The sequence below is a fragment of the Bacteroides sp. 3_1_23 genome (assembly GCF_000162555.1).
GTDB classification, from domain to species: domain Bacteria; phylum Bacteroidota; class Bacteroidia; order Bacteroidales; family Bacteroidaceae; genus Bacteroides; species Bacteroides ovatus.
Genome location: NZ_GG774949.1, coordinates 1805443 through 1824443, shown reverse-complemented (window position 1 = coordinate 1824443; position 19001 = coordinate 1805443). Strand labels below are relative to the sequence as shown.

The 19001-nt window shown below is 36.3% G+C and carries 16 protein-coding genes and 1 pseudogene; all 17 read left to right on the top strand.

What is annotated here, in order from left to right; all coding sequences use genetic code 11:
- The first annotated feature begins 67 nt into the window (after positions 1–67).
- The 17 genes and pseudogenes from HMPREF9010_RS26485 (at position 68) to HMPREF9010_RS26110 (ending at position 18753) form a co-directional block, all read left to right on the top strand.
- A complete protein-coding gene (locus tag HMPREF9010_RS26485; RefSeq protein WP_229095204.1) occupies positions 68–634 on the top strand; it encodes a hypothetical protein in 567 nt (188 codons plus the stop codon).
- Complete coding sequence (locus tag HMPREF9010_RS17130) at positions 609–1826, top strand: glycosyltransferase family 4 protein (RefSeq protein ID WP_004295805.1); 1218 nt, start codon at positions 609–611, stop codon at positions 1824–1826. Before HMPREF9010_RS26485 ends, HMPREF9010_RS17130 begins: the two co-directional genes overlap by 26 nt.
- Positions 1827–1829: 3 nt before the next feature.
- Entirely contained in the window at positions 1830–2966 is a 1137-nt protein-coding gene (locus tag HMPREF9010_RS17135; RefSeq protein ID WP_004295806.1) for a glycosyltransferase, read from the top strand.
- 11 nt (positions 2967–2977) lie between these two features.
- Positions 2978–3526 carry an acyltransferase gene (locus HMPREF9010_RS17140; protein WP_004295807.1) on the top strand — a complete coding sequence of 183 codons (549 nt, stop codon included), beginning with the start codon at positions 2978–2980 and terminating at the stop codon, positions 3524–3526.
- A gap of 109 nt (positions 3527–3635) precedes the next feature.
- Entirely contained in the window at positions 3636–4757 is a 1122-nt protein-coding gene (locus HMPREF9010_RS17145) for a glycosyltransferase family 4 protein (protein ID WP_004295808.1), read from the top strand.
- 18 nt (positions 4758–4775) lie between these two features.
- Positions 4776–5762 carry a nitroreductase family protein gene (locus tag HMPREF9010_RS17150; RefSeq protein ID WP_004295809.1) on the top strand — a complete coding sequence of 329 codons (987 nt, stop codon included), beginning with the start codon at positions 4776–4778 and terminating at the stop codon, positions 5760–5762.
- Positions 5763–5765: 3 nt separating this feature from the next.
- Positions 5766–6800 (top strand): polysaccharide pyruvyl transferase family protein, encoded by a 1035-nt coding sequence (locus tag HMPREF9010_RS17155; protein ID WP_032852501.1) that lies wholly within the window; start codon positions 5766–5768, stop codon positions 6798–6800.
- A gap of 11 nt (positions 6801–6811) precedes the next feature.
- A complete protein-coding gene (locus tag HMPREF9010_RS17160) occupies positions 6812–7918 on the top strand; it encodes a glycosyltransferase family 4 protein (protein WP_004308889.1) in 1107 nt (368 codons plus the stop codon).
- A 40-nt stretch (positions 7919–7958) separates the two neighbouring features.
- On the top strand, positions 7959–8921 hold the full coding sequence (locus HMPREF9010_RS17165) for an NAD-dependent epimerase/dehydratase family protein (protein WP_004295812.1): 963 nt from the start codon (positions 7959–7961) through the stop codon (positions 8919–8921).
- Positions 8922–8963: 42 nt separating this feature from the next.
- Positions 8964–9719 carry a glycosyltransferase family 2 protein gene (locus tag HMPREF9010_RS17170; protein WP_004295813.1) on the top strand — a complete coding sequence of 252 codons (756 nt, stop codon included), beginning with the start codon at positions 8964–8966 and terminating at the stop codon, positions 9717–9719.
- 37 nt (positions 9720–9756) lie between these two features.
- A pseudogene (locus HMPREF9010_RS17175) lies at positions 9757–11164 on the top strand (undecaprenyl-phosphate glucose phosphotransferase).
- A 56-nt stretch (positions 11165–11220) separates the two neighbouring features.
- Positions 11221–12045, top strand: coding sequence for a polysaccharide biosynthesis/export family protein (locus HMPREF9010_RS17180; RefSeq protein WP_004308893.1), 825 nt, complete (start codon positions 11221–11223; stop codon positions 12043–12045).
- Between the two features lie 9 nt (positions 12046–12054).
- Entirely contained in the window at positions 12055–14496 is a 2442-nt protein-coding gene (locus HMPREF9010_RS17185; protein WP_004295816.1) for a GumC family protein, read from the top strand.
- A 255-nt stretch (positions 14497–14751) separates the two neighbouring features.
- A complete protein-coding gene (locus HMPREF9010_RS17190; RefSeq protein ID WP_004303423.1) occupies positions 14752–16317 on the top strand; it encodes an ATP-binding protein in 1566 nt (521 codons plus the stop codon).
- Between the two features lie 13 nt (positions 16318–16330).
- Positions 16331–17905 (top strand): ATP-binding protein, encoded by a 1575-nt coding sequence (locus HMPREF9010_RS17195; RefSeq protein WP_008647997.1) that lies wholly within the window; start codon positions 16331–16333, stop codon positions 17903–17905.
- A gap of 162 nt (positions 17906–18067) precedes the next feature.
- Entirely contained in the window at positions 18068–18592 is a 525-nt protein-coding gene (locus tag HMPREF9010_RS17200) for an HU family DNA-binding protein (protein ID WP_004295818.1), read from the top strand.
- Between the two features lie 68 nt (positions 18593–18660).
- A complete protein-coding gene (locus HMPREF9010_RS26110; protein WP_004295819.1) occupies positions 18661–18753 on the top strand; it encodes a smalltalk protein in 93 nt (30 codons plus the stop codon).
- Positions 18754–19001: the final 248 nt, after the last annotated feature.

The window sequence follows — 19001 nt, the reverse complement described above, 5'->3', positions numbered from 1 at the left end:
ATTGGTGTGTATGTTGTTATTTGGATTTAGAACTTTACTGTTCTTTTCTGCTGTATTTTCTATAATAATGATTATAAGATTTAACGGCTTTTCAAAGAAACTTGTCTTCTGGTGTGCATTAGGGGGATTAGGTGCTTATCTGCTTTATCTTACTCCCATCTTCCAAACGGTTTTTGAAAGAATGATGGAGAGGCAAGAATCCGACCAGACTTTTGGTAATAAAGATTATATTAGATATGCAACTTTGTTCCATTATTATGGTAATCATTATAAGAGTGCGGTAGAGATGTTTTTGGGTTCTGGATTATGTAACCGGGCATTGAGAACATCTTATTCTTTAGAAATTGTGAGAAATGAATCATACGGCTTGCATTATTACGATTGGGGATTGTTGGGAATTAGTTGGATGACCGGAGTACTTAGCCTGATTGGAATGTTATGGTGGTCACTAAAAGCGGCATTTGCAAAACTTCCCAAGAAATATTTATATCTTTCTGTATGGTTCGGATACATTCTGACTTGTGCATTTACGTCTGCTGAATTTGTCCGTCAAGGATGTTTTCTGATACAAGCAATATGTTTATATCTCATTTATAAAATATCCTTGTATGAAAAGAATCGCTATAATGAATAATGGGACATTACCCATACCGTCAGTTTTGGGAGGTGCAGTAGAAACATTGGTTCAGCTTCTGGTTGATACCAATGAAAAAGAAAAGCAAATGCAGCTTGAAATTCTTTCTATTGATAACGTTAATGCAAGAGAAAAGGCAAAAGAGTATAGATATACCCATTTTCACTTTGTTAGTACTTCGAGTATTTTGAATCGAATGACAGACTTTCTAAAGCGTTGTTATAATTTTATAGCCTTACGGACAGGTCTGCCATTTATTGGATATTGTTATGCAAGCGCGTTGGTTCGTTTCATCAAGAATTGTAACAATATTGATGCTGTTCTTTTGGAAGGTTCTTCAATTAATGCTGATTATATAAAGAGGAAAACCGCATTGCCCGTTATACAACGCATACATAATGTACCGCCCCATAGCTTGCGTCATTGGGATGATTTGAATGCAAAATCAACAGACCTTTATTTGGGGATTAGCAACTATATATGCACTGTGTTGCAGAAAAATGTTGAAGGAAAATATGGTGCTGCCATCAAGCTATTATATAATTCAATTAATTTTAATCAGTTCAATGTAAGGACTACAAATGAAGAAAGACATACATTGAGAAAGTCATTAAATATTCCTGCAAATTCTTTTCTTTTTGTTTTCTCGGGTAGATTGAGAAATTACAAAGGTATAAAAGAATTGCTACTTGCTTTCTTGGAATCTAAAGATAAAATGCCTGATGCCTATTTGCTTATTGTCGGAAGTTTTGCATTTTCTTCTACTTACGTGTCCCTATTCGAAAAAGAACTTGCGTCTATCATTCATCAGTTGGGAGAACGGGTCATATTTACAGGCTTTGTAAAGTATGAAGTCATTCATCGATATTATCAAATTGCAAATGTGGGTGTATTCCCTTCCATATGGGAGGAGCCTTTTGCACTTACCTGCCTTGAGGCAATTGCAAGCTCCTTGCCTGTCATTATAACGAGAAGTGGAGGAATGCCGGAAATCGTTAATGAAGAGTGCGGCATTGTTGTGGAGAATGATGCGAATCTGGTTAATTCATTGGCTGCAGCAATGGAAAATATATATGGTATGGATAAAGCTAAATTAGAAAATATGGCTCAACATTCAGTATTGAGAGCTCAATCATTTGATAATCAACTTCAATACAAACAATTTGTTGAATACATCAATTCTGAAATATAGTATATGAAAAATATACTTATAACGTTTACGAATGCAATAGATCCCACAACTGGAGGAGTCGAAAGGGTATATCATAATCTTGTGCCTTATTTTAGGGAGCATGGATATAATGTGTTTGCTACGTATCAAAGAAAAACTGATTATGATAAAAATTCCGTCTATACCAAAGCGATATTTATGGAGTATTCTATTGATAATGTTGGATATTTTGATAAGTTAGACAAGGTAATGATGGAAATGGCTGTAGATATTGTAATTTGTCCATTTCCAAGTTATCAATTGTTCAATTACTGTTCTCGGTTAATTGATAAAAAGGTTTTCTTTCATGTACACAATGTTCCATCCAAATTGATGTATCCCAGTTCGGCAAAGTTGCCAAATATATTGAAAGAATCTTTTGTTGACAGATGCTTAAAACGTATACGTTTTGATTTGAGATATTTAGCATCATTCAGAAGAATTGAATTAAATAAAATGAAGATAGTCCTTCTTTCTGATTTCTTTAGGGATGACCTAAAAAGTTTTTATGATTTCAACCCTAAATGTATATGTGCTTTGCCCAATCCATTCTGTATTGATGAAGAATATCAATTGGATTATCAGAAGAAAGAGAAAATGATTCTATATGTCGGAAGAATAAATACTAGACAAAAGCGTTTTCAATCTCTTCTTAATATTTGGAAAAGACTGCAAAATGAATTACTCGATTATAGACTTGAAATAGTAGGAGGAGGACCCGAAAAAGAATTGTATGAGAATCTGGCTCATGAAATGCGTCTTAAACGTATCACATTTCATGATTTTCAAAATCCGACGGAATATTATAAAAAAGCCGTATGCAGTTGCATGACAAGTAACTACGAGGGATTTAGTATGGTCTTAATTGAAGCAATGCAGTATGGATGTGTGCCATTTGTTTTTAATTCATTTGCATCTCTACCAGATATAATAGATGATAAGGTCAATGGATATGTCATTACGCCATTCGATGAAGGTGAATATGTACAGAAGATAAAAGAATTTATATTGTTATCAAAAAAGAATAAAGAAATAATCAGCGTTAAAGCCATGGAAAAAAGCCGAGAATTTGATGTCAGACGAGTTGGTCAACGATGGATAGAACTTATTGATAACTATTAAAATAAAAGACCATGAACCATTTGAAAATTATTTTGATGTCTCTAATTGGTTATTTCTATAACAATATAGTTACATATATTCCATCTCACATAATACGTAAATATTGTCTTATAATGTTTGGTGGCAAGATAGGCCATCATACACGAATTGATATGTGTGGATATATAGGCAGAGTAACAAAACTAAATATAGGAAACTATACCCATATTAATAGAGGGTGTATTTTACAAGCATTTGGTGGTATAACTATTGGAAATAGTGTCTCGATTAGTCACCGATGCAACATTATTAGCGGTGGACATGATGTTAACTCTCCCACATTTGAAGGAGATCATCAACCTATTGTTATTGGTGATTATGTCTGGATTGGAGTGGGAGCGACAATATTAAAAGGGGTAACAATAGGTAAGGGGGCGGTAGTGGCAGCAGGAGCTGTAGTGACTAAAGACGTTCCAGATTATGCTATCGTGGGTGGCATTCCTGCAAAAATAATAGGCGAACGAAATCATGACTTAAAGTATCAGTGTATAAGTTCGAGGAGGTGGTTACTCTTACAATAGTAAATCTTCATGGAGATTAGCATCCGATGAAACGGATTATATATACTTCTGTCGATGAATATTGTGAATAACTTTATATCGTTAGTGTTTACCTTATACCCTATTTTGTATGAATAAGAAAAAAATATGTTGGATTACTCCAGATTGCTTCATTGACTGCGATTTGAATTATTTCAATATGCATGAAATTTTAAAGCATTATGATATTCATTGGATCGTACTTTTTAGTAGGAATAATAGGTTCAAAGAGTCAGACTTCGAACAAATAAGGAAAGAAAATATGAATTTGACAATTGAATTTTTTAGGTTCAATTATAAAATGCGCAATCCTAAGAATATTCTAATAAATATACGCCTTGGCAAAGCTATAAAAAGGCAAACTCCTGATATAATTTATATGAATGATAGTATCTATTCACCATGGAAATTGCCAATGTTTTATTTATTACCAAAGAGACATTATATTCAAACAGCACATCAAGGAGAAGTTCATATAGGTATGGGACATAAAAGACTATTAAATATACTGCGTAGATTGGTTTATTCACGAGTGAAATATGTTAATATGTTTTCTAAGTCACAAGCGGAGCTTTTTCAAAAACATTTTCCTAGTTCAAGGGTATTTAAGATTCCATTAGCCTTAAAAGACTTTGGTGTTCCTACCATTGTGAAACCTAAAGATGGTATTATTCGATTCCTTTCATTTGGTACAATTAATTATGCTAAAAATATTGATTTGTTAATAGATGCTGCATGTGTACTTTATGATAAAGGATATCGAAACTTTAGGGTATCGATTAATGGTATGTGTAAAGATTGGAGTTTTTATCAGACAAAAATTAAATATCCAGAGCTTTTTGATATAGATATTCGGTCAATAGATAATTCTGAAATAGCTAATCTATTTGCTTCCACTGACTATTTTGTTCAACCTTATAGAGTAGTGTCTCAAAGTGGCCCTACAAAAATTGCATTTAATTATAATATTCCAATTATAGCATCAAATTTATTAGGCTTTTCTGATGAAATTCTTGAAGGTGTGAATGGATATCTTTTTGAACCAGGGAATGTAAACGATTTAGTTCGTGTAATGGCTAATGCCATAGATAAGTATGCATGTGATTATAGTAAGTTGAAAGCTTTAATGGCAGAGCATACAGAACAATACTATTCGTTTGGAAGAATTGCGTCTCTGTATGTGAAAATGTTTGATGATGTATTGAGTAAATAAATCTTTAGATTGTTTCAAATGAAAGAAAGGTTTAAATCAGCTATTAAAGGAAATAGCTTTATTGTATGGCTACGGATTATATATGAAAAAATAGGAGAATCCTTTTCATTGACTTTGTATAATGGAAGCACAAATCAAACAAAGGATATATATAAGAAACAAGCTGAATTGCAAATCAGAATACATGCCTTGGAAAAGGGAATGTCTATTGGTAGAGTAAGGGTGGGATTTGGAAAAGAAAAGGCATTTTCTCTTATTGAGGATCTTGCGGATTTGCTAAAAAAAGGTGGCTCGAAACAGTTTGTTGTTGAATCTGTCTCCGTCTTACAGAAGTATATCGAATTTAATGAGAATATGGGTGCTGCTATGGCTGATATAGAGATAGCACTCAATAAATTGTGCTCTTGTTACAATATAAAAAGCAATGATGTTGGCGGAATATATAATCTTAGCTTAAAAGATGTTTCAAGTAAAACCCAATGTCCTTTTGATTCATTTTCTCAATCACGTTTTTCTATTCGTGATTTTGGTGATTCACCATTAGATATAGATAAAGTTTATGCTGCATTAAAACTTTGTGAACGCACTCCATCAGCTTGTAATAGACAGAGTTGGGTAATTCATGTGTATACAGAAAATAAGTTAGTTGAAAAAATGTTCAAGTTACAAGGAGGGAGCAAGGGGTTTTATGAACAAATGCAATGTGCTATTCTTATATGTGGTGATTTGAGGAATTATGGCTTTTATGAACAAAATCTACCTTTTGTTGATGGAGGACTTTATGCGATGAATCTTCTTTACTCCCTTCATTATAATGGATTAGCTACCATACCATTGACTATGGGACATAAATGGAGAGTCATAAAAAAGATAAAGCAAGAAATGAATATTCCCGGAAATGAGATTCCAGTTCTTTTGATAGGTGTTGGAACGTATAAGGATGACTTTAAAGTTGCAGTTTCGCATCGCTATTCATATAAACAGTATGTAAAATTTAATCAATAAGTGATGAGAATCGGATTACTAACATATCATCATTCTGCAAACTATGGTGCAGTAATGCAAAGTTATGCAACGTGTCGAGCCCTAAAAGAACTAGGTCATGAAGTTGAATTTATAAATTTCCGGCAAGATGAAAAAAGATCGAATAGTTCGATAATCTTTTATTTTAAGATAAAAGCGTTTGATAGATTTATGGAAACATTTTATCCTAGTGAAACAAAGGTGATTCAATCTATGGACGACTTAAATGCAATAGCTTCAAATTATGATTGTTTAATGGTAGGCAGTGATCAAGTTTGGAATCCGGGGATCAGTCAGAGTAAATGCTTGGCATACTTCTTGGATTTTGGAGAATCTGACATTCGAAGAATCTCCTATGCTTCTAGTTTTGGAATTTCAAAATGGCCTGAACAATATCAGAGTTTACTACCGAGCATAAATAGCTCTCTTCATAGATTTTGTAGCATAAGTGTTAGAGAAGAGACTGGAAAATATCTTTTGAATAGCTTATTTAAACTCAACTCACAAGTAGTTTTAGACCCTACGCTATTACATGCTGACTATAATGAAATAACAGGAAGTATAGTGAATAATGATGAGGTGATTTGTTATTTACTCAATAGAGGTAAACTACAATTGGAGAAAACAATCAGGCTATCGAGATCTTTGGGTAAAACACCAAAAATGATTTCAACCATTAGACCTACATTTGGTTTTAGGTATGTTTATCCACCATCGATTGAGAATTGGATTAGGTATATTGCCGGAGCTAAATTTGTAATAACGGACTCTTTTCATGGATTAGCCTTCAGCTTGATTTACAATAAACAGTTTGTTGTGATATCTCCTAGTAATGGGAAAAATAGTAGATTAAAGGATTTACTTAAATCTGTGGGTCTTGAAGATAGATATTTTGATGAAAATGATCCAATTATATACCGTGAACTGCAAAATAAAAAAATAGATTACAATAAAGTGAATTCAAAGCTTGAAATTTTAAAGAAAGTTTCATGGGATTATCTTAAAAATGCTCTTCAATAGAGGTATAGGCTATGGAAAAGAAACGAATTTGCTACTTAGTGTCCTCGCTATGCAACGAAGGACCTGTCAATGTAATGTATAACATCATTAAGAATATTGATTTCTTAAAATTTGAAGTCTCTATTATTACATTTGTTCCAGAGAAAGAAACGACAAGAATGCATGATTTCTCAAAATTACCTATAAGTATATATCAACTTTCGAAGAATAAATTTCTGAATCCAATTTCATTATATTTAAGGCTAAAAGACACTGTTAATGAGATTGAACCGAATGTGTTACATGCTCATTGTCCGCGATCTTTATATCTTATGGCATTTCTTCCAAAGAAATTTATTAAGATATTCACTATTCACAATTATCCAAATGAGTTTCAGATTGTATTATATGGCAAAATTAAAGGTGAAATTGTTATTTTACTTGATCATATTTTCACTCGTTGGATAAAAAATGGGATTTGTTGTGCTCCCAATATTAGAGAAGATTATTTAACTAATAAAGGTTGGGATTTTAAATGTATTCCTAATGGTTCCTCTATGCCTGTTTGGAAGTATAATGACGATGAAAAATCAAAATATCGAAAAGAATTTGGATTGAAAGAGGGGATGAAATATTTCATTTTTATTAGTCGATTCTCACAAGAAAAGAATCCTGATATTATCATCCATGCGTTTCGTTTACTCGACAGATCAGACATTGGACTTGTGATGCTTGGTAAGGGCCCCATGTGGGATGAGCTTAAAAAACAAGAAAGTACAAATATCATAATGCCTGGTTTTTCAAACAGGGTTTATGATTATATAATTGCATCTGATTTTTATATATCGGCTTCCAATACAGAAGGATTGGCGAATACCTTGTTGGAAAGTATGAGTGTTGGACTTCCTATGCTTTTGTCTGATATTCCATCGCATAGAGCAGTAATGAATATGTTGGGAGATGATACAGGTATTCTCTACAATCAACACAATCAGAAAGAGTTGCTTGAAGGGATAACAAGAATACTGGAATTTGATAGTTTAAAGGCTTCAGAAAACATTCAATACGTTTACACTAAAGAGTTTACCTCTGAAGTAATGTCTAGGCGCTATCAAGAAGAATATATAAACCTTTTATAATGAGTAAAAAGTCTAAGAAAATTAATCATATACCTCATTAATGAAAAAGATACTAATTACAGGTGGAAGCGGATTTATTGGTACTAATCTGATAGAACATCTGTTAAAAAAAACAGATGCCGAACTTCTTACTTTCGATATTAATGAGCCTAAAATCGATTCTCACAATAGATTTTGGAAACGCGTGGATATTAGAGAGTATGAAGAGTTGAGGGAGAAAATTGTGGAATACAAACCGGATATAGTGATTCATCTGGCAGCTCGAACAGATTTAAGAGGCTTGACTTTGAAAGATTACGATGCCAATATGACTGGAGTAAGTAACCTGTTGAAAGCAATTGATGAAGCTGGTACAGTCCAAAAAGCAGTGTTTGCTTCATCAATGTATGTGTGTGAACCCGGATACATGCCTAAAGATTTTGAAGACTATGCGCCTCATACACTTTATGGAGAAAGTAAAGTTGAAACAGAAAGAAGAATAAAGAAGGCAAATCCGTCTTATACATGGAGCATTATAAGGCCCACATCAATCTGGGGACCATGGTTTGGAGAACCTTACGATAAATTTTTCCATATTGTGATGAATCGTATGTATTTTCATATGGGCAAGAAAGCTTGTAAAAAGACGTATGGATATGTTGACAATGCTATTTATCAAATAGAATCTATCTTGAAGGCGGAGTCTGAAAAAGTGAACAGAAATGTGTATTATCTAGGAGACTACGAAGCCTATTCTATCACAGATTGGGCTAATGAAATAGCAAATATCGAAGGTATTAAAATTCCTCATGTCCCTTATTTTTGCTTCCGATGGATGGGATATGTGGGGGATTGTTTAAAAAAAATAGGAATCGCTTTCCCTATGACTAGCTTCCGACTGCATAATATGACAACGAACAATGTTCATAATTTGGAGCCTATAAAATCAATAGCTCCTCATTTGCCGGTATCTAGGGTAGAGGGTACTAAGGTCACTTTAGATTGGATTCATAAATATGAGTAAAAGAGGCAGTATATGTTTTATTAATGGATAAAGCTATTTTTTATGAAAGTTTCAATTATAACTTCGTGCTACAATCGTGCAGCAACGATTAGGAGTGCTATCGAGAGTGTCTTAGCACAGGATTATAATGACATAGAGTTTATTGTGGTGGATGGCTCCAGTACGGATGGTTCGTTGGATATTATCCGAGAATATGTAGATCGAATTTCGATCATTATATCGGAACCTGACCATGGTATGTATGAGGCTATCAATAAGGGTATTCGTGTGGCTACGGGAGAGATAATTGGATTGCTGCATTCGGATGATTTTTTTTATGATAATGGGGTAATTGGGCGCATTGTAAAACGAATAAAACGGACACATGCTGATTTCTTATATGGTGATGGTCTCTTTGTGAATCCTGATAATACGAACAAAGTGGTGCGCAACTGGATTGGGGGAGGGTATCGTCTTTGGAAAGTGCGTCATGGATGGCTTCCGCTTCATCCCACTTGCTATATACGACGCGATGTAATGATGAGACTGGGGCTTTATAACGAGAGTTATAAAATTGCAGCTGATAGTGACCTATTGGTACGCTATCTGTTGACCGGTGGACTCACGGTGACATATCTCAATGAATATATCGTGCGGATGCGTATGGGTGGGCTTTCTACTGATAGTGCTAAACGTAAGAAGATGTGGGAAGAGGATATTAGGGTGTATGTCTCGCACGGATTATGGCCTACTTTGACCAAATTGGAAAAGATGGCTTGGAAAGTACCGCAATTTGTACTCGCATTACTGAAAAAATAGGTAATTATTCCAGATAAGAATTATAAAAATAAAGTGTATGCAGGAAGTCCAACGTTTTAACAAAGTCCTAAAATCTTTGGTCCTTTTTGGGGATCTTATTTTGCTGAACCTGCTTTTATGGGGATTTAATTTGTTTCTGGGTACCCGTTTCTGGTGTATTCATTGCGGTTCTATCTTTCAGGGTATGACTCTTATCACTCTGTGCTATTTACTTTGTAATATGCATTCAGGTGTTATTCTTCATCGTCCTGTGGTACGTCCTGAACAGATTATGATCCGTGTTTTACGTAACATGGTTCCTTTTGTCTTTTTATCGGTTTGTACGTTGCTTGTTTTTCATTTTCATTTTTCACATTCCCGATATTTCGGACTGTTTTATGTTGCTTTAATAATTGTTATTATCAGCTATCGTTTAATTTCCCGTCACTTTCTGGAGCTTTATCGAAAAAAGGGAGGAAATGTTCGTAAGGTCGTATTGGTTGGGAGCCATGAGAATATGCAGGAACTTTATCATGCGATGACGGATGATCCTACGTCTGGTTATCGTGTACTGGGTTATTTCGAGGATTTTCCTTCGGGTCGGTATCCACAGGAGGTTCCATATTTGGGACAACCCAATGAAGTAAGTGTTTTTTTAGAAAAACATGCGGGAGAGATTAATCAGCTTTATTGTAGTCTTCCTTCTGTGCGTAGTGCGGAGATTGTTCCTATTATTAATTACTGTGAAAATCATTTGGTCCGTTTTTTTAGTGTTCCTAATGTCCGTAACTATTTGAAACGTAGGATGCATTTTGAGTTATTGGGTAATGTTCCTGTGCTTTCCATTCGTTGTGAGCCATTGGAGTCATTGGAGAACCGTATTATCAAGCGTACTTTTGATGTCATTTGTTCAGGGCTATTTCTTATTACAGTCTTCCCGTTCGTTTATATATTCTTCGGAATTGCGATCAAGCTAAGTTCTCCCGGCCCTGTCTTTTTCAAGCAGAAACGCAGTGGTGAGGATGGTCGTGAATTCTGGTGTTACAAGTTTCGTTCGATGAAGGTTAATACGCAATGTGATACTCTTCAGGCCACGGAAAATGATCCTCGTAAAACACGTATCGGAGAGATTATGAGGAAGACTAGTGTGGATGAATTACCACAATTCATCAATGTGTTGAAGGGTGATATGTCTATTGTAGGTCCCCGTCCACACATGTTGAAGCATACGGAGGAATATTCTAATCTGATAAATAAGTTTATGGTTCGTCACTTTGTTAAACCTGGAATAACTGGTTGGGCGCAGGTGACTGGTTATCGTGGTGAGACGAAAGAACTCTGGCAGATGGAGGGTCGCGTGCAACGTGATATCTGGTACATAGAGCATTGGACTTTTTTTATTGGATTTATATATTATGTATAAGACAGTGTATAATGCCATACGCGGAGAAAAAGAAGCATATTAAATAATTGACAATAAAAAGACGATAATAAAAACTTAGAAATTAAAGGGCGTTTAATTATGAATTTACGAATTATGATGAGAAGACTTAACAACAGAAATTTATGGCTACTATTGTTGCCATTCCTATTGACTGCTTGTCAGTCTTATAAAAAGGTTCCATATTTTCAAAATGTGGAAGTTGTGAACGAGGTAGAACAACAGGAAAAATTGTATGATGCCAAGATAATGCCAAAGGATTTGTTGACTATTGTGGTATCGTGCACTAGTCCTGAACTTGCGATACCTTTTAACCTGACAGTGGCCAGTAATGCTGGAATAGCTGTGAGTACTTCGTCTTATGTGACTACTCAACCTGTATTACAACCTTATTTGGTAGATAATGAAGGAAATATAAATTTTCCTGTATTAGGAGAATTGAAGTTAGGCGGCTTAACGAAAAGGGAAGCTGAACAGCTGATTATAGATAAATTGAAGCCTTACATGAAGGAGACTCCCATTGTAACGGTGCGTATGGTAAATTATAAAATATCTGTTATCGGCGAAGTTACCAGACCGGGTACTTTTACTATCTCTAATGAGAAAGTAAATCTGTTGGAAGCATTAGCCATGGCAGGTGATATGACAGTATACGGTCTTCGTGATAATGTGAAGTTGATTCGTGAGGACGCAAACGGCAAACAGCAAATTGTAACCTTGGATTTGAATAAGGCCGAAACCATTCTTTCACCTTACTATTGGTTACAGCAGAATGATATTGTTTATGTAACCCCTAATAAAGCAAAGGCTCGAAATTCGGATGTGGGCAACAGTACCAGTCTTTGGTTCTCTGCTACTTCTATTTTGGTATCTATCGTCAGCCTATTAGTAAATATTTTAAAATAATGATTTGCAATGAAAGAAACAGATTTCAACGAAGCACAAGAATCTAAGGAAGAAAATATAGACGTTAAGGAACTACTGTTTAAGTATTTGATCCACTGGCCTTGGTTTGTGGGTGCGGTTGTGGCGTGTTTGATTGCGGCATGGGTCTATCTTTATATATCCACTCCCGTATATAATATTTCCGCTACGGTTTTAATAAAGGATGATAAGAAAGGTGGTAGTGCCGGAATGCTTTCCGGGTTGGAGAGTCTGGGATTGGATGGTATGGTCTCTTCTTCGCAGAATATTGATAACGAGATTGAAGTTCTCCGTTCCAAGACTATCGTTAAAGAGGTGGTTGAAGATTTGGGGCTTTATATTTCCTATACGGATGAAGATGAATTCCCTTCCAGAAACACGTATAAGACTTCACCGGTACAAGTGAGTCTGACTCCGCAGGAAGCTGATTTGTTGGAGGAACCGATGATTGTGGAGATGGCATTGCAACCACAGGGAAGTATGGATGTGAATGTGAAGATTGCCGGTAATAAATATCAGAAACATTTCGAAAAATTGCCGGCTGTTTTTCCTACCGGCAAAGGGACATTGGCTTTTTTCCTGACGCCGGACTCGGTATTATCTTCTAAAAGGACATTGGAAGAAATTACAGATCCGGAAAAGACTACACGTAATATTACAGCAACAATTAATAGGCCTTTGGCTGTAGCGAAATGGTGTTGTAAGAATATGACTATCGAACCTACTTCCAAAACCACTTCTGTAGCTGTCATATCATTGAAAAATTCAAATGTACAGCGCGGCAAGGATTTTATCAATAAGCTGTTGGAGATGTATAATATCAATACGAATAATGATAAGAACGAGGTGGCGCAGAAAACAGCAGAATTTATCAATGAACGTATTAGTATTATTTCGAAAGAACTCGGTAGTACGGAAAAGGATCTGGAAAGTTTTAAGCGTGGAGCGGGTATTACAGATTTAACCAGTGATGCACAGATAGCTTTGACGGGTAGTGCTGAATATGAAAAGAAACGTGTGGAGAATCAAACCCAGATTAATTTGCTGCAGGATTTGCAGAAATATATGCAAAATGAAGGTTATGAGGTTTTACCTAGTAATATCGGGTTGCAGGATTTGAATCTTGCTGCTGCCATCAATCGATATAATGATGTGCTTGTTGAGAGAAAACGTTTGCTGCGTACATCAACGGAGAATAATCCTACTATTATAAATCTGGATACAAGCATTAGTGCAATGAAAGAGAATGTACAAGTCTCTTTAGATAGGGTGTTGCGTGGATTGTATATCACAAAAGCGGATCTGGATCGTGAAGCGAATCGTTATTCCCGTCGCATCAGTGAGGCGCCTGGACAGGAACGTGAGTTTGTGAGTATTGCTCGTCAACAGGAGATAAAAGCCGGGCTTTATCTGATGTTACTTCAGAAGCGTGAAGAGAATGCTATAACTTTGGCTGCTACTGCCAATAATGCAAAGATAATAGATGACGCTATAGCGGATGATGCTCCTGTGTCTCCTAGAAGTAAGATTACTTATTTGATCGCTTTGATATTAGGTCTTGGAATTCCGGTAGGGGTTATTTATTTACTCGAATTAGCTAAATTTAAGATTGAAGGTCGTGCAGATGTAGAGAAACTTACCAGTGCACCTATTGTCGGTGATATCCCATTGACTGATGAAAAACAAGGAGCTATTGCTGTATTTGAGAATCAAAACAACCTGATGAGTGAAACCTTCCGCAATGTCCGAACGAATCTTCAGTTTATGCTTGGAAATGACAAGAAGGTGATTTTGGTTACTTCCACAGTCAGTGGTGAAGGTAAATCCTTTATCTCTGGTAATCTTGCTATCAGTCTTTCTTTATTGGGCAAGAAAGTAGTAATCGTTGGTCTTGATATCCGCAAGCCAGGTTTGAATAAGGTATTCAATATATCAAAAAGAGAACAAGGTATAACTCAATATTTGGCCAATCCGGAAAAGAACTTGATGGATTTGGTACAGCTTTCCGATGTCAGTAAGAATCTCTATATTCTTCCTGGTGGAACAGTTCCTCCTAATCCGACTGAATTGTTGGCCCGTGATGGATTGGATAAAGCGATTGAGACTCTTAAGAAGAATTTTGAATATGTAATTCTGGATACAGCTCCTGTTGGTATGGTTACCGATACTTTATTGATAGGACGTGTGGCTGATTTATCTGTTTATGTATGTCGCGCGGATTATACTCGTAAGAATGAGTATACTTTGATTAATGAACTTATTGATGGAAATAAGTTACCTAACCTATGTACTGTAATCAATGGTTTGGATTTGAAGAAAAGAAAATATGGTTATTATTACGGTTATGGTAAATATGGTAAGTACTATGGTTATGGTAAACGATATGGCTATGGTTACGGATATGGAGAAACTAGCGATAATAAAGAGAAATAGAGTGCTTCAAAGTACTTTTAGAAAAAGTGAGATGAAGAATGTGTAGGTCCCTAACTTCATGCTACACACATGAAGATCCCTACATTTTGTGGTCAGGAAATACACAGCGGTGTATTCCTGATCAACGCCCTCATGTCGGTGTAAATCCGATGTGATTTCTATAATATCAACTGTCTGTGAAGATAGTTGATATTTTTTTTGTAATGCAATGACTGATGGATAATTTTTAGTAGCTTTGTGAAAAATATGATTGATATGGAAGATTTGCAAAGATTATATCCTATCGGGATTCAGACATTCTCGAAGATACGGGAGGGGAATTACCTCTATATTGATAAAACAGCATATGTTTATCGGATGACTCATTCGGCTTCCAGTTATATGTTCTTGAGCCGTCCACGACGTTTTGGGAAATCATTACTTACTTCTACGCTGCATAGCTATTTTTCCGGACGCAAGGACCTGTTTCACGGATTGGCTATGGAGAAACTGGAGAAGGAGTGGACGGAATATCCGGTACTTCACTTCGATATGAGTATGGCGAAACATGTGGATAAAGGAGGATTGGAACGTCTTCTTGATTTTATGCTTGCTGAATATGAACGTACGTTTGCTATTAACACAGTAGAGGGGGATGCCAATCTACGCTTAGTCAATCTTATTAAGCGTGCTTATGAGCAAACAGGTAAGAAGGTGGTTGTGCTTATTGATGAATATGATGCTCCTTTGCTTGATGTAGTACATGAACGGGAAAATCTGGATGTATTGCGTAACATCATGCGTAACTTCTACAGTCCGTTAAAAGCTTGTGATCCTTATTTGCGTTATGTATTTCTGACTGGTATTACTAAATTCTCACAACTAAGTATTTTTAGTGAGTTGAATAATATAAAGAATATTAGTATGGATGAGCCATACGCTGTTATCTGTGGAATTAGTGAAGATGAGATACGTTTGCAAATGAAGGATGATTTGGAAGGATTGGCAAAGAAATTGGGGATAACACCTGAAGAGGCTTTGATGAAATTGAAAGAAAATTATGATGGTTATCATTTCACTTCTCCTTCGCCCGATATATATAATCCTTTCAGTTTGCTAAATGCTTTTGCAGATGGAAAATTTGGATCTTATTGGTTTGGTAGCGGTACGCCTACGTATCTGATAAATATGTTGAAGAAGTTTGGCGTGGAACCTTCCGAAATTGGAAATAATAGGGTTTCGGTCGAGGATTTTGATGCACCAACAGAAAGGATGACAAGTATTATCCCGCTGCTATATCAAAGTGGCTATATCACTATTAAGAATTATGATGAGGAATTAGACTTGTATACATTGAATATTCCTAATAAGGAAGTGAGAATAGGCCTGATGAAAAGTCTTCTTCCACATTATGTCGGTAGTAAAGCTCCGGAAACCACGACAATGGTGGCGTATCTTTCCCGTGATATCCGTAATGGGGATATGGATACTGCATTACGCCGTTTGCAAACGTTCCTGTCCACTATACCGCAATGCGATAATACGAAATATGAAGGACACTATCAGCAGGTCTTTTATATCATATTCAGTTTGTTGGGGTATTATGTGGATGTGGAAGTTCGTACTCCTCGTGGACGGGTAGATATAGTGCTTCGTACGAAGACTACATTGTATGTGATGGAACTGAAACTGGATAAAAGTGCGGGTGAAGCGATGGAGCAAATTGATTTGAAGAATTATCCGGAACGCTTTGCTTTATGTGGATTGCCTGTCGTAAAGGTGGCTGTCAGTTTTGATAGCGAACGGTGTACGATTGGGGGCTGGGAGATTATAAATGCTTAAGTATGTGAAAAATATGGTTGATATGGAAGATTTGCAAAGACTATATCCTATCGGGATACAGACATTCTCGAAGATACGGGAGGGGAATTACCTCTATATTGATAAAACGGAATATGTTTACCGGATGACTCATTCGGCTTCCAGCTATATGTTTTTGAGCCGTCCACGACGTTTTGGTAAGTCATTACTTACTTCCACGCTGCATAGCTATTTTTCCGGACGTAAGGAGCTGTTTCATGGATTGGCTATGGAGAAACTGGAGAAGGAGTGGACGGAATATCCGGTACTTCACTTCGATATGAGTACTGCCAAACATGCGGATAGTGAACAGTTGCTCCAAGAATTGAATCTGAAACTATATGGTTATGAGCAGATTTATGGACGGCTGGAGGAGGAGGTTAATCCCAATCAGCGTTTGATGGGACTGATAAAACGTGCTTATGAGCAAACCGGCAAGAAAGTGGTCGTGCTTATTGATGAATATGATGCTCCTCTGCTGGATGTGGTGCACGAATGGGAAAACCTGGATGTATTGCGTAATATCATGCGTAACTTCTACAGTCCGTTAAAAGCTTGTGATCCTTATTTGCGATATGTATTTTTGACTGGTATTACCAAATTCTCCCAACTAAGTATTTTTAGTGAGTTGAATAATATAAAGAATATTAGTATGGATGAGCCATACGCTGCTATCTGTGGAATTAGTGAAGATGAGATACGTTTGCAAATGAAGGATGATTTGGGAGAATTGGCAAAGAAATTGGAGATAACACCTGAAGAGGCTTTGATGAAACTGAAAGAAAATTATGATGGTTATCATTTCACATCTCCTTCGCCCGATATATATAATCCTTTCAGTTTGCTAAATGCTTTTGCTGATGGAAAATTTGGATCTTATTGGTTTGGTAGCGGTACTCCTACATATCTGATTAAGATGTTGAATAAATTCGGAGTGAAACCTTCCGAAATTGGATGTAAACAACTAAAGTCCTCAGCTTTCGATGCTCCTACTGAAACGATGACTGATGCAGTGCCTTTATTGTACCAAAGTGGGTATATCACTATTAAGGATTATAATAAGATGCTAGACCTTTATACGCTGGATATTCCCAATAAAGAAGTAAGGCTGGGACTTATGGAGAGCCTTCTTCCTTATTATGTAAATAACAAGACACCTGAAGCAACTACCATGGTGGCTTATCTTTTTTATGATATTCAGAATGGTGATATGGATGCTGCTTTACACCGTTTGCAGGAATTTCTGTCTACGATTCCCTACTGCGACAATACAAGGTTCGAAGGACACTATCAGCAGGTCTTTTATATCATATTCAGTTTGTTGGGGTATTATGTGGATGTGGAAGTTCGTACTCCTCGTGGACGGGTAGATATAGTACTTCGTACGAAGACTACATTGTATGTGATGGAACTGAAATTGGATAAAAGTGCGGGTGAAGCGATGGAGCAAATTGATTTGAAGAATTATCCGGAACGCTTTGCTTTATGTGGATTGCCTGTTGTAAAGGTGGCTGTCAGTTTTGATAGCGAACGGTGTACGATTGGGGACTGGAAGATTATAGGATGCTGATTATGTTGTTGATTTATAGTTTATTATATACTTAGGTAAATGAAAATAGCTCTGTAAGGGGCTTTTTTCTTTTCTATCCGGAATAAAAGTTTCACCTTTGCATTGTTGATCAACAAAAGGTGAATAAATAAACTTGAATTTAAATCTTTAAAAAAACGTAGTATGAGTGTAATTTACAAAGTCATTACGCGGCCAACAGATCCGCGTGTTCCCAATTCTCCTAAGAGATATTATCCGCATCTGATCACTTTAGGTCAGTCCGTCAACCTGAAATATATTGCACAGAAAATGCAGGATCGTTCTTCGCTGTCTATCGGTGACATCAAGAGTGTAATCCAGAATTTTGTGGAAAAAATGAAGGAGCAGTTGTTGGAAGGTAAGTCTGTGAATATCGAAGGTTTGGGTGTGTTTATGTTGACTGCCCGTTCGAAAGGTGCGGAGTTGGCGAAGGATATTAATGCTAAGAGTGTGGATAGTGTTCGTATCTTTTTCCAAGCTAATAAAGAGTTGCGTGTCACCAAAACTGCTACCCGTGCAGATGAGAAGTTAGATCTGATCAGTCTGGATGAATATCTGAAGAAAATTAGCGTTACTGTATCTCCGGAAGATCCCGAGAAACCGGATGAAGGCGAAGGTGGCGGAGATGAAGGTGGCGGTAGCGGAGAGGCACCGGATCCCGCAGCTTAATGTCTTGTTGATTAATAGCTGACGGTTAGAGTGTTCATTTAGTGTTTAATTAAAAAAGAGAAATGTCTATGAAAAAAACGTGGAGTATTATTTTGAAAGTGATTATTGCTGTTGCCGGTGCGATTGCCGGAGTGGTAGGTGTGCAGGCAGCAACCTTGTAATTGATTATCTTATAAATAGGTATATTTATGAATGAATAACAGGCGGGATTTTTCCCGCCTGTTTGTGTTTAGATATAATAAGAGGGTTGCTTTCTTGAAAAATGCTCTTTTTTGTTTTGTTTCATGCTATTTGTTAGGAGTATCGCTCTATATTTTAACAAAATAGAAATTATAATCAAACTCGTTGGCTGAATAGCGGATTTTATCTACCTTTGCATCTTAATTAAATGCGTCATTTTAAGCGAGAA

Excerpts from the sequence above, each read along its gene's own strand:
- HMPREF9010_RS26485 (WP_229095204.1), top strand. The coding sequence starts at position 68 with ATGATTATAAGATTTAACGGCTTTTCAAAGAAACTTGTCTTCTGGTGT.
- HMPREF9010_RS17160 (WP_004308889.1), top strand. The coding sequence starts at position 6,812 with ATGGAAAAGAAACGAATTTGCTACTTAGTGTCCTCGCTATGCAACGAA.
- HMPREF9010_RS17195 (WP_008647997.1), top strand. The coding sequence starts at position 16,331 with ATGGTTGATATGGAAGATTTGCAAAGACTATATCCTATCGGGATACAG.
- HMPREF9010_RS17130 (WP_004295805.1), top strand. The coding sequence starts at position 609 with ATGAAAAGAATCGCTATAATGAATAATGGGACATTACCCATACCGTCA.
- HMPREF9010_RS17170 (WP_004295813.1), top strand. The coding sequence starts at position 8,964 with ATGAAAGTTTCAATTATAACTTCGTGCTACAATCGTGCAGCAACGATT.
- HMPREF9010_RS17145 (WP_004295808.1), top strand. The coding sequence starts at position 3,636 with ATGAATAAGAAAAAAATATGTTGGATTACTCCAGATTGCTTCATTGAC.
- HMPREF9010_RS17150 (WP_004295809.1), top strand. The coding sequence starts at position 4,776 with ATGAAAGAAAGGTTTAAATCAGCTATTAAAGGAAATAGCTTTATTGTA.
- HMPREF9010_RS26110 (WP_004295819.1), top strand. The coding sequence starts at position 18,661 with ATGAAAAAAACGTGGAGTATTATTTTGAAAGTGATTATTGCTGTTGCC.
- HMPREF9010_RS17135 (WP_004295806.1), top strand. The coding sequence starts at position 1,830 with ATGAAAAATATACTTATAACGTTTACGAATGCAATAGATCCCACAACT.
- HMPREF9010_RS17200 (WP_004295818.1), top strand. The coding sequence starts at position 18,068 with ATGAGTGTAATTTACAAAGTCATTACGCGGCCAACAGATCCGCGTGTT.
- HMPREF9010_RS17165 (WP_004295812.1), top strand. The coding sequence starts at position 7,959 with ATGAAAAAGATACTAATTACAGGTGGAAGCGGATTTATTGGTACTAAT.
- HMPREF9010_RS17185 (WP_004295816.1), top strand. The coding sequence starts at position 12,055 with ATGAAAGAAACAGATTTCAACGAAGCACAAGAATCTAAGGAAGAAAAT.
- HMPREF9010_RS17180 (WP_004308893.1), top strand. The coding sequence starts at position 11,221 with ATGAATTTACGAATTATGATGAGAAGACTTAACAACAGAAATTTATGG.
- HMPREF9010_RS17155 (WP_032852501.1), top strand. The coding sequence starts at position 5,766 with ATGAGAATCGGATTACTAACATATCATCATTCTGCAAACTATGGTGCA.
- HMPREF9010_RS17140 (WP_004295807.1), top strand. The coding sequence starts at position 2,978 with ATGAACCATTTGAAAATTATTTTGATGTCTCTAATTGGTTATTTCTAT.
- HMPREF9010_RS17190 (WP_004303423.1), top strand. The coding sequence starts at position 14,752 with ATGGAAGATTTGCAAAGATTATATCCTATCGGGATTCAGACATTCTCG.